At 66.5% G+C, this 11165-nt stretch carries 12 protein-coding genes; 1 reads left to right on the top strand and 11 read right to left on the bottom strand.

The window, feature by feature from the left end:
- The 8 genes from ACX80V_RS15925 to uraD all read right to left on the bottom strand — a co-directional run.
- The coding region (locus ACX80V_RS15925; protein ID WP_485843963.1) for a pyruvate dehydrogenase E1 component-related protein at positions 1-238 on the bottom strand (238 nt) is incomplete at its 3' end.
- Positions 239-446: 208 nt separating this feature from the next.
- Positions 447-1178, bottom strand: coding sequence for a maleate cis-trans isomerase family protein (locus ACX80V_RS15920; RefSeq protein ID WP_485843962.1), 732 nt, complete (start codon positions 1176-1178; stop codon positions 447-449).
- Between the two features lie 8 nt (positions 1179-1186).
- Positions 1187-2623 carry an amidohydrolase family protein gene (locus ACX80V_RS15915; RefSeq protein WP_485843961.1) on the bottom strand — a complete coding sequence of 479 codons (1437 nt, stop codon included), beginning with the start codon at positions 2621-2623 and terminating at the stop codon, positions 1187-1189.
- A gap of 25 nt (positions 2624-2648) precedes the next feature.
- Positions 2649-3470 carry an aspartate/glutamate racemase family protein gene (locus ACX80V_RS15910; protein WP_485843960.1) on the bottom strand — a complete coding sequence of 274 codons (822 nt, stop codon included), beginning with the start codon at positions 3468-3470 and terminating at the stop codon, positions 2649-2651.
- Complete coding sequence (locus ACX80V_RS15905) at positions 3467-4150, bottom strand: GntR family transcriptional regulator (protein WP_485843959.1); 684 nt, start codon at positions 4148-4150, stop codon at positions 3467-3469. Before ACX80V_RS15905 ends, ACX80V_RS15910 begins: the two co-directional genes overlap by 4 nt.
- Before the next feature lie 68 nt (positions 4151-4218).
- Positions 4219-5559, bottom strand: a complete 1341-nt coding sequence (locus ACX80V_RS15900) for an MFS transporter (protein WP_485843958.1) — start codon at positions 5557-5559, stop codon at positions 4219-4221.
- 348 nt (positions 5560-5907) lie between these two features.
- Positions 5908-6249 (bottom strand): hydroxyisourate hydrolase, encoded by a 342-nt coding sequence (gene uraH, locus ACX80V_RS15895; protein ID WP_485843957.1) that lies wholly within the window; start codon positions 6247-6249, stop codon positions 5908-5910.
- Positions 6246-6743: a 2-oxo-4-hydroxy-4-carboxy-5-ureidoimidazoline decarboxylase gene (gene uraD / locus ACX80V_RS15890; protein WP_485843956.1), complete on the bottom strand. Its 498-nt coding sequence runs from the start codon at positions 6741-6743 to the stop codon at positions 6246-6248. Before uraD ends, uraH begins: the two co-directional genes overlap by 4 nt.
- A 490-nt stretch (positions 6744-7233) precedes the next feature.
- Between uraD and ACX80V_RS15885 the strand changes: the two genes are divergently transcribed.
- Positions 7234-8505 carry an HNH endonuclease signature motif containing protein gene (locus ACX80V_RS15885; protein WP_485843955.1) on the top strand — a complete coding sequence of 424 codons (1272 nt, stop codon included), beginning with the start codon at positions 7234-7236 and terminating at the stop codon, positions 8503-8505.
- Between the two features lie 188 nt (positions 8506-8693).
- On the opposite strand, the gene phnE is transcribed toward ACX80V_RS15885, so the two are convergent.
- From phnE to ACX80V_RS15870, 3 genes are read right to left on the bottom strand one after another with little or no spacing between them, the layout of a single operon-like run.
- Positions 8694-9497, bottom strand: coding sequence for a phosphonate ABC transporter, permease protein PhnE (gene phnE, locus ACX80V_RS15880; protein WP_485843954.1), 804 nt, complete (start codon positions 9495-9497; stop codon positions 8694-8696).
- Positions 9494-10249, bottom strand: a complete 756-nt coding sequence (locus ACX80V_RS15875) for a phosphonate ABC transporter ATP-binding protein (RefSeq protein WP_485843953.1) — start codon at positions 10247-10249, stop codon at positions 9494-9496. The genes phnE and ACX80V_RS15875 overlap by 4 nt, the downstream gene beginning before the upstream one ends.
- Positions 10246-11163, bottom strand: a complete 918-nt coding sequence (locus ACX80V_RS15870; RefSeq protein ID WP_485843952.1) for a phosphate/phosphite/phosphonate ABC transporter substrate-binding protein — start codon at positions 11161-11163, stop codon at positions 10246-10248. Before ACX80V_RS15870 ends, ACX80V_RS15875 begins: the two co-directional genes overlap by 4 nt.
- Positions 11164-11165: the final 2 nt, after the last annotated feature.

Genomic DNA, 11165 nt, shown 5'->3' with positions numbered 1-11165 from the left:
CCTGGTCCACCGGGATGGTGTTCACGTAGTCCGTGGTGGTCACCATCGGCACGCCGACGCTCTGCGCGCCGGCGCGCTGCAGCAGGCTCCGCATGATGTATTGGGCACGTTCCGTGCCCTGTTCCCTGATCAGTGCATCCAGGGACTCAGCCCATTCGGCGGTCTCTTCCGGATCACGATCAGGCAGCTGGTTTGTCAACCCGCTGAGGATATGGGAGGTATCTTCTCCTGCAGCCACGTCCAGCCTCTTTCATCGTTGAATAGTTGGCTCAAGTTTTCATTCTGTGAGAAAACTTTATTGCATCTCGAGATTATCTAGGTGACGATCCGCGCGTCAAGGCGAGCGGACGGTCACATTTGGCTGCTAACGGAGCCACAAGCAACGCGGGGTCGAATACGGCCCATTAAGCCGCCCAGAATCGGCCGTATCTGACCCCGCGTTGCTTTCAGGCGGACGTGAGGAGCCTGCCCCAGCGCGCGTCCAACAGCGGTGCGCCCGCCATCCTGAGGCAATGCCACAGCGTTACGGCCACCGAGTCCAGCACGGGAACGCCGGTCTCGGCCTCAATTTCCGCGGTGATGTTGGCGCCATAGAGATTCGTGCAGAGGTAGATGACGGCGTCCGGCCTGGACGCGGCAAGCTCCAGCGACCCCGGACGCATCTCCTCATCCGCCACCCGGGCGAACGACTCGTTGTCGCTCAGGCCCAGGAACCGGTGGTCGAGGGTCTTGATGCCGTCCCGTTGGTAGGACGCCACGATCTGTTCGTTGACGTCCCCGGTGTACGGGGTGAAGAGCCCGATGCGTTCGGCGCCGAAGGTCCGGAACGCCTCCATGTACGCCAGGGTGGACGTGGTGGCCGGGATGCCCGTGGCGTCCGTGATTCCCTCCACGAGCCGGCGGTCATGGTCGGCGCCGAGCCAGGAGCCGGAGGTGCCGTTCCAGGCGATGACGTCCACATCGGCGGTGGCGAGGAGTTCGGCGGCCGAACGCATGACCACGGCGTCGAACTGCTTGTCCGAGGATTTATCCAAGGCAATCCGGGTGACCGGGATCCGGGCGAAGTGGATGGTGACGTCGTCACGGTCGCCCAGGATCCGGTAGCTCTGCGGTTCGAGGCAGGTGTTGGAGGACGGCACGATCATGCCGATGCGGGTGGCGCGGGTTTCGGAAGGCATGGGGGCTCCTAGCGGGTGGCCTGGGCGGCGGGAGTAGGGACGGAAGTCGCGGCCAGATGCTCGCGGAAACCGAGGCGGGGCACGAAGCGGCCTACGGGACCGGGGTCGTGGAACCCGTCGCTGTCCACCACCACGCGTCCGGCCGATACGACGACGGCGGGCCAGCCCGTGAGCGTCCGGCCGTCGAACGGGGAGAAATCGGTGCCCATGTGCAGGGCGTCGCCGTCGACCGTCCTTTCCTCGGCCGGATCGAAGATGACCAGGTCGGCGTCGAACCCGGGGGCGATGGTTCCCTTGCGGGGAAGGGCGTTGATGCGGGCCGGGCCGGCGGCGAAGACTTCGACGAAGTCCTCCACCCGTGCACCGCGGGCTCCTTCCATCAGGACGGTGAAGGTGACGGGCATCCGGGTTTCGACGCCCGGGAGTCCGTGCGGCATTTCGCGGATGTCGTCCGGGCGCTCCCGCTTTTGCGTGAGGTCGTAGCAGGAGTGGTCGGAGGCGACGGTGTGGATGGCGCCGTCGGCAAGCCGTTCCCGGAGCGCGGCGACGGTCTGCGGGCTGCGCATGGGCGGGCAGCAGGCGTACCACTCCGGCATCACCGATCCGTAGACGCTGTCGTCCAGGGTGAGGTAGTGCGGGCAGGTCTCGGAGTAGGCCTCCTGGCCGCGGCCGCGGGCCTCGGTGACCAGATCCACGGCTCCGGGAGTGGACTGGTGCACAAAGTAGACAGGGGCGCCGGTGTATTCGGCCATGGCCAGGGTTTCCTTGACCGAGACCTCTTCGGCCAGTTCGGGCCGGGTGCGGTGCAGGTGTTCGACGCCGATCCGTCCGTCGTCCGCGTGCTGCTGGGTGCAGTCCGCGATGATGGGGTCGTGCTCGGCATGGATGTAGGTGAGGCCGTCCAGGCGGACCATCTCGCGCATGACCTTCAGGATGGTAACCCCGTCCGCCATAGTGGTGCCGCGGTTGGTGGTGTACATCTTGACGGACCGGACGCCCTCGGCAGCGAGCTGCTCCAGCTGCCAGGGCACCGTTTCGTCCCAGCTGACCACGGAGCCGTGCAGCGCGACGTCGCACCGGGACTCCCGGGCCAGCGCCTTCTTGGAAAGCACGGCGTCCAGCGGGGTTTCGCGGGCGTCCCGGGGGATGCCGAAGTCGATGATGGTGGTGGTGCCGCCCCACAAAGCGGCCGCCGACGTGGTCCGGTAGTCATCGAGGGTGCGGAACCTCCCGGTTATCTGGGCCACGTGGCAGTGTCCGTCCACGCCGCCGGGAATGACCAGCAGGCCGGCGGCATCGATGACGCGCGTCGCGGTGGGGACGGGCTCGGCGGCGTCCACCAGTTGGTCGATGCGGCCCTCCCGGACCACAACGTGGGCCCGGTGGCGGCCGAAGCTGTTGACCACGGTGCCGTTGGCAATGACGAGTTCTGGGGTGTCGGACATCGGTGTCCTCCTAAATAGAAAGTGGCTAGTTGGCCTGTGCGGGCGCGGCTGGCTGGGTGACGCCGCGTCGGGCGGGATCGTGCGCGGACGCGTTCTGCGCGGTGGTGAGTGCGGCGTCCAGGTTCTCGGTGAGGCCGCGGCGGGACTTGGCCGGCGGCGGTGCGAAGGCGCCTGCGCGGTGCGGTCCGGAATCGAGCCCAACAACCGCTTCTGCCATGCGGATGCCCGCGGAGATACCGTCCACCACGGGGACGCCGATCTGCCCGCGGAGTTCGCGGGCCAGGCCGGCGAGCGGTGCTCCGGCGAGGATCACGACGTCGGCCCCGTCCTCCGTGACGGCCTGGTGGCTGAGTGCCAGCAGGGTTGCCTTGAAGTCCTGCTGCACCGAGGCGATGCCGTGGAGGGCTTCGTTGATGGAGCGGATCGATGCCAGCCGGCCGCCGAGCCCGAAGCGCTCCACGCAGTCCCGGTACCAGGGCCGGATCCGGTCCGAGATGGCGATGATGGAGAACCGGTGCCCCTGCAGGGCGGCTGCGCAGAGTGCCGCCTCGGTGATTCCGATAACGGGGATGTCCGTGAGTTCCTTCAGTGCGGGCATCCCGGGGTCGCCGAAGGCGGCCACCACAACGCCGTCGACGCTGGCGCCGTCTTGGGTGTACTGGGCGACGATTTCTGCGACGGCTCCCGCCGCGATCAGGGACTCAAAGCGGGTTTCGATGTATTCGACGCCGTACCCGGCGGTCCGGACCACAAGTTCTGTTCCGGGGGAGGCGGAGCGGAGGGCCTCCGCTTCGATCAGGGCGGTAACGTCGTCGCTGATGTTGGGGTTGATGACAAGAAGTTTCATAAGTTCTTCCGATGAAGGGCGGGTTCTGTCCGGCTGAAATCCTCCGGAAACTGTTCGCGGTATTTGTCGACGTGCGACGCCGATTGGGCGGCTGCCCGTTCCGGGTCGCCGCTGGCGATGGCGGCGTAGAGGGCGCGGTGTTCTTCGATCAGCTCCGGAAGGTCGCTGACGTGGCGGAAGAGCCAGTGCATGCGGCCCTGGAGCGGTTCCAGTGCGGACTTGAGGAAGCCGTTGTCCGCGATCCGGGTGATGGCATCGTGGAATTCGCTGTTGGCCCGGTGGGCTTCCATGATGGCGCCGTTGGCCAGGAAGCGGTCTGCTTCGTCGAGCAGCCCTTTGAGGCCGCTGAGGTCTTCGGCGGTGGCGCGGGAGGCGGCCAGGCGGCAGGCAAGCACCTCAAGGGACTGCCTGACATCGAACAGGTCCTCGACGTCTTTGGGACTCAGAGTGCTGACCTCGGCTCCGCGGGCGCCCCTGTCGCTGATGAGCCCTTCCTGGCGCAGCATGCGGAGCGCTTCGCGGACGGGAAGCCGTGACACGTTGAATTCGGCGGCGAGGTCGCGTTCCACCAGCCTGGTGCCGGGAACGTAATGCCCTTCGAAGATCCTGTTGCGGAGGGTGTCCCGGACAGCCTCCCGAAGGGGGCGTTCCTTGTCCTGGGTTTCTTCTGCGCTGTGCATGCTTCTCCACTTTCGGTTCTTGTCTGGCATTGCGTTCCCGGCTTCAGGAACAGGTGCGTGTGGCTAGCTTAGACAGGTAGCCGCTTGTTGTAGTTCAGGGTCAGGACGGATACCCCCATGATGATCGCGGATCCCACGAAGTACAGCAGCGCCCAGGTGTAGGAGCCGGTGGCACCGACAATCAGGCCGACCGCAATCGGGGTCACGAAGCCGGAGATGTTGCCGCTGAAGTTCATCGCCCCGCCCAGGACGCCGGCGTTGGTCCGGCCGCCCAGGATGGAGGGGATGCTCCAGAACAGGCCCACCCAGCGGAGGAAGAACATGACCACGGACAGGAGGACGACGGCGGTGGTGGGATCGGCCACAACGGTGACGCCGATCAGGCCGCCGATCACCACCACACTGGAGGTGCCCAGAAGCGTGCGCATCACACGGTTGGCGGAGGCGCCGGTGGACTGCCACTTGTCGGCGATGGCACCGCCCAGGATTTCGCCGACAAAGCCGGCGCCGAAGATCACGAACGTGGACCAACCGATGGTCTTGAGGTCGAAGCCCTTGTCCTGGGCCAGGTAGAGCGGTCCCCAGGTCAGCAGCCCGTAGAAGACGCCGTTGAAGCCCAGCCAGCCGAGGCACATGGCCCAGAAGGAGCGGAATTTCAGGTACGGCAGAAGGGCGCGCTTGCCCTTGCTGCCGTCGAGCTCGGCCGCAGCGTCCTCTGCAGCGTGGGAGGCTTCAATGTATTCGGCCTCGGCATCGTTGACCCCGCGGTGCAGGCGGGGATTGTCGCGGACGTACCACCAGACCGCCAGGCCCATCAGGACGGTGGCGGCACCGGCGATGATGAACGCGAGGCGCCAGCTGCCGGTGGAGGCGATCAGGCCGGCAATGATGATGCCGCCCAGGCCGGCGCCAAGAGGCGCGCCGGCGTCGAGGATGGTGGCGCCGCGTCCGCGCTCCGACTTGTGCATCCAGATCGCGTTGAGCTTGCCTCCGGCCGGCATCACGCCGGCTTCCGTGACGCCGATGCCCAGCCGGGCAATGAACATGCTGAGGAAGCCCCCGGCCAGGCCTGAGGCGGCCGTGGCGGCGCCCCAGCCGACGCAGGACGCCGTCATGACCTTGCGGGGACCGAACTTATCGATCAGAAGGCCTACCGGGACCTGCATCAGCGCGTAGGTCCAGAAGAAGGCGGAGAGCAGGAGGCCCACGAGCTCGGGGGCGAGATTGAATTCCTTCTGGATGATGGGCAGGGCCACCGAGATGGAGCCCCTGTCGATGTAGTTGACGGCTACGAGGACCAGCAGGAGCAGGAACATTTTCCAGCGGACGTTGGTGCGACGTTGCACGCCGTCCTTACCGGTTTTGTCGTCGGGGAGCGGTACAGCGGTTTCAGTATTTTGAAGAGACACAACTTCTCCTTTGCAGAGAGGGAGATTGCAGACGGGAAGAAAGGCTTGGGTGCTCGCTGGGCAGGAGGCCGCTGGTGGGGCGTCCTGGAGCCTAAGTCCGGAGAAGCCGGGCTATGAACTGTGGCCTGGGGTCCGAAGCGCGATCTTTTGGGATCCCAATTTGGGATCCCAAAATTCAGAATAGAAGTGACCCGTACCACTGTCAAGGAATTTGTTGCGTTATGGCCCGCCCGGGCCAAATCACCGATTGTGACTGCGGCCGGTGTGTGGATCCTGGGCGCGCGAAAGGGCCCGCGGCGACGCCGCGGACCCTTCCTGTTGTCGCAGTTTCCAGCAGCGCCGGTGGGCTCAGCTGCCCCGGTACGTGGAATAGGCGAACGGGCTCAGCAGGAGCGGCACGTGGTAATGGGCCTCCGATTCCACCACGTCAAACGTGAGGGTCACCTCCGGGAAGAACGTTTCGGTGCCGCTGGCGGCGAAGTACTTGCCCGTGTCGAATGTCAGGCGGTAGGTCCCCGACGGCAGCCGCTCCGGTCCCAGCTCTTTGATGCGTCCGTCCGCGTCGGTGGCGCCCTCTGCGATCGGGACCCAGCGCTCGCCGTCGAGCACGTGGAGGGTTACCGGGACCTCGGCTGCCGGCTTTCCGGAGCCGGTATCGAGTACATGGGTGGTGACGTGGGAGGTGCTCATCTGCGCATCAGTCCTTCGAGTCGGAGCAGTGCGATTTCCCGCAACTGCTGGCCAATGATTGATTGTTCCGCTTCGGGGGTGTGGGCGAGCCTGGTGTTGAGGGCGGCCAGGATCTCCTCGCGGCTGCGGCCGGCGGCGCGGATCAGGAACACCTGCCCGAACTTCTCCTCGTAGGCCCGGTTGCCTTCCGCCAGGGCCTCGGCCACGGCGGCGTCGGCCACGCCCAGTCCGGCCTGTTCCGACTGGGACAGCTTCGCTTCCGCGCTGTCTCCCTGCGCCCGCTCGCCGATCCGCGGATGGTGGGCGAGGGCCGCTTCGATCTCCGCCGGGGTGAAGGGGTTGGCTGCGCCGCGACCCGCCGCCAGGAGCGCGTCGAGGCTGGAATAGGGCCGCTCGTCGGCGAGCTCGTCGATCCAGCGTTGGATGTCCAGGCAGGGGCGCAGGAATTCGGCAGCCTCCGGGCGGCCAGCCGTGTTGAACTGTTCAAGGTGCATAAAACAGATCCTCGTGTTTTGATGCTGGCATCCACGGTGTAGGGCTATACGGATACTTTATTCCGCATCATGGAACTGTTATTTCAGCATATGCAAAAGTCAACCGCACGCGCCGGCGGGTGTCAACTGCCCGGACGCTGCCTGGGCAACGCCCAAACATAAAGCGGACGACGGCGGGCGCCCACCCGCCGTCGTCCGTCTTGCGTTTTGTCACTGCTGAGGACGGTTTTGCCGAAATGGGCCAGGAGATTCCCCTGCGTACGTTCGCCGGAATGGGCCGCGACATGAATGTCAGACCCCACTGCCATGCTGTGCCTATGGAAATCGGTGCGGTTATCGATGCGGGAGGCAGGGCCGCAGTGACGGCTGCCGTCGTGTCGGTGGCCGGGCTGGCCGGTCAGCTTGCCGGGGTTGTTGCCTGCCCTTCGTCCCTGCCAAACCACACGGACCACACCGCTGATGTTGATCCGTTGCGGGAGTTCTCGGAGGCATGCCTGGAAGGCTGGGCGTACTGGCGCGGGTCGAGTCGGCGACGGCGGCAGCGAAGATCCGGCTGCTGGCCGCCTACGCGGAGGCCGCAGCAGCGCTGGAGGCCCCGCCCGCCAGTGCATATGAGGCGTCGGCGCAGGAGATGTCCCTGGTGGCAGAAGTGGCGTGCGTACTCACCATCGGCGAACGCGCCTCATCCTCCCTTTTGGGGGAGGCCCATGCGCTGACAACGTCCCTGCCGGCCGCTTTGGACGCGCTTCAGGCCGGGAACATCGCCTGGCAGTACGCCCGGATTGTGGTCGACGAAACCGCTGGCCTACCCTCGGCGGCCGTTTCGGCCTTGGAATCGCATTTCTTCGACCCGGGGGCGCCGGACGGCGCCCGCTGTGCCACGCCCGGCGAATTGGTGCCCTCCCGGTTCCGGCGGAAAGTCCGGGCCTGGCGCGAACGCCACCACCCCGAATCCCTGGAGAAGCGCCATGCAAAGAGCGTGGCGGATCGGCGAATGGAATATACCCCGGACCGGGACGGCATGGGCTGGATCTCGCTGTACCTTCCCGGTGACACGGCCTGCGCAGTATGGAACAAGGCCTCTGCCCTGGGCCGTGGGCTGCAGGGCGCTGACGAGTCGCGCACACTCACCCAGATCCGGGCTGACATCGCTGCGGGGCTGCTGCTGGGCAGCGCCAACCAGCAGCCCGGTGAGGTGACCTCTCCCAAGGCTGACGTCCTGGTGACCGTCCCCGTGTTTTCCCTCCTCGGGCTCACTGAGGAACCCGCGGAGGTGGATGGGTTCGGGCCGGTCCCGGCGTCGATCGCGCGCAGGCTCGTTGCCGATGGTGCCAGCTCGTTCTACCGGGTCCTGGTTGACCCGCGGGATGGAGCGTCACTGGAGATCGGCCGCACGAGTTACCGGCTCCCCGAATCCTTGAAGCGGTGGCTCAGGATGCGGGACGGTGCCTGCACCTTCCCCGGCTGCAGCAACCAGTCCTTGGACAACGAGAACGACCACCTGACGGCCTGGCAGGACGGCGGGACTACCGGGATCAGCAACCTCGGACAGGCCTGCCCGAAACACCACCGCCTCAAACACACATCCGCCTGGACGCCTGCGCAGGCAACGCACAATGAACCACCTGGCTGGATTTCACCCACCGGCCGGCACTACCCAGCCGAGCAACAGGACCGTGAACCTACGCACTGGCCACCTGGCTGCACACCCCACCCTCCCAGCCCACTCGAACATGCCACCATGATGTATCTCGCCGCCTGAGCACGGTGGCTGTTGTTGTGGTGTGCCCCGCCAGCTCTCCTGCCGGGATAAGCGAGCAGTCCTCGGTGCCCGTCTCAAGGTAGATGCACTCAAGGTTCCCCGGGTGCGGGCGCAAGCGGACGACGGCGGTCACCCACCCGCCGTCGTCCGCTGTCCTGTCCCCGGGGGCGCAGGACAGGGCATGCAGGTCAGGCGAGCCTGCGCCGGATCAGGGCCGACGCCTGGTCAACCACCACGATCAGGACGAGCACCACGATGATGTGCGTGAGCATCTGATCGAACTGGAAGGACTTGATGGCCTGGTTGATGAGCAGGCCCACACCGCCGGCGCCCACCAGGCCCAGGACCAGCGAGGACCGCACGTTCACGTCGAACCGGTAGAGGAGCAGGCCCACAAACTGGGGGACCACCAGCGGGATGCTCGCATGGAACGTCTGCTGCAGCTTGCTGGCACCGGCGGAGGCAAGCGCCTGGACCGGCCCCTGGTCGCTCTCCTCCATGGCTTCAGCCCAGAGCTTCCCCATTACGCCGGTGTTGTGGCAGATCAGGGCCAACACGCCTGCGAACGGGCCCAGGCCCACGGCGGTGACAAAGATCAGGGCAAAAACAACGTCAGGAACCGCCCGGAAGAAGGACAGCACGGCCCGCGCTGCCTGGTACACCACGGGATGCGGAGTAGTGGTTTCCGAGGCCAGCGCGGCCAGCAGGAGGGCGGTGGGAATGGACAGGGTGGTTCCCAGCAGCCCGATCCACAGCGTCACCAGTGTTGCTTCCAGGCTGGGCTTCAGGACCTTCTCCCAGTTCAGGTCCGGCGGGAACGCCTCGGCGAGGAACCGGCCCATGCCCTGGGCGCCGTCAACCAGCAGCGCCGGTTTGAACTCGGTGCTTTCGAGGGCGATCACGTGCAGGACAATGAGGATGACGACGACGGTGGCGGTGGTCCCGGTGCGGGTCCACTGGCGCTTCGCGCGGGGGATTGCGGGGGCGCTCATGCCGCGACCCTGTCCGGTGCGTACAGCGTGTCCAGGACATCGTCCGTCAAGCCGGCCAGGCCGCCGTCGAACACAATCTTTCCCTTGAGGAGGCCGATGGCGCGGTCCGCGTAACGGATCGCGAGGTCCGGCTGGTGGAGCACCGCAGCGACGGCGAGGTTCTCCGTGTGGGCAAGCTCGGCCAGGAGTGCCATGACCTGTTCAGCCGCGTGCGGGTCCAGGGCGGAGACGGGTTCGTCCGCGAGCAGCACCGAGGCGCGCTGGCAGAGGGCCCGGGCAATCGCGACGCGCTGCTGCTGCCCGCCGGACAGCTTTCCCGTCTGTTCCAGGGCAACTCCCGCCAGGCCTACGCGGTCCAGGCACGCCATGGCTTCCTCCTTCAGTTCTTTGGCAAAAAACGCCGGGCTGACCGACGCGAGTCCGCGGACCCGCAGGAGTCCGCCGGAGCAGACGTTGTCCAGGGCCGTCCGGCGCGGGACAAGATGGATCTTCTGGAAGACCATGGCGGCCTGGCTGCGCGCCAGGATCTGGGCCCGGCCCTGGAGTTTCCCCAGGTCCTTGCCCTGGACGCGGATGGTGCCGGCGTCCGGACGGGTCAGCCCGATGACGCACTTGAGCGTCGTGGATTTTCCTGAACCGTTGGCGCCCAGGAACGCGAGCAGTTCCCCTGCCCGGACGGTGAAGTCGACGCCGTCCAGCACTGTGGTTCCGCCGTAGGCCTTGGTCAGGCCTGCCACCTGGACAGCGGTCACAGGTCTTCCTCGGTCAGCCCCATGGTGGCGGCGAGATCGAACAGGGGCTGGTAGGTCTCCTTGGTGACGGCCAGCAGCGGGCCCGGAGGCGTGACGTCCAGGAAGGCGCCCACTTCGGCGATGGCCTCGGCGGGGAGATTCACCAGGGCGTCGCGGACGGCTTCCTTGAGGGCCGGGTCAGCGTTGCCGCGGATGGTGATGGGATCGTTGGGGATGGCGTCCGAGATCCAGATCTGGCGGAAGTCCTCCGGCTTGAAAGTGCCCGCGGCCGTGGCTGAGGCAAGGGTCTGGGAGTTGATCTCGGCGGCGTCCACCGTCCCGTTGGTCAGGGCCAGGAGTGCTTCGGGGTGCCCGCCGGCGTAGCTGATGTCCAGGTCGGATTCGCTGATGCCGGCCTTCTTGAGGCCGTAGCGGGGGAGGACATCGCCGGAGGTGGAGCCGATGCCGCCGAGTGCCACATCCTTGCCCTTGAGATCGTTGATCGACTGGATGGCGGAGTCTTTGGGCACCCAGATGCCGGCGGTGTAGGTGCTGAGTTCGCCGTCGGCCGTTCCAAAGGAGGCGATGGGCTCCGCTCCCGCCTTGGTGCTGGCGAAGACGTAGCCCATGGGCCCGAACTGCCCGATGTCCAGGCGGTTGTTGGCCATGGCGAGCACCTCGGCCGAGTAGTCCTCCACAACCTGGACCTCCACCTCGCAGCCCAGCTTCGCCGCCATGGCGTCCGCGAGGACGCGGTAGGCGGGTTCGAGCTTGGCCGGGTCCTCATAGGGCTCGATGCCGAACTTGATGGGGCCCTCGGCGCAGTAGGCGGGGGTGTTCGCTGATGCGTTCTGGACGTCCGGGCTGGCGCAGGAGGACAGGCCGACGGCGGCGAGCAGGGCAGCCGGAATCAGGGCGAGGTAGCGGGTTTTCATGG

This window comes from Pseudarthrobacter arbutini, from assembly GCF_054510915.1.
Note: the sequence above shows the minus strand (reverse complement) of the source record. Positions and strands in the feature narration are given on the sequence as shown.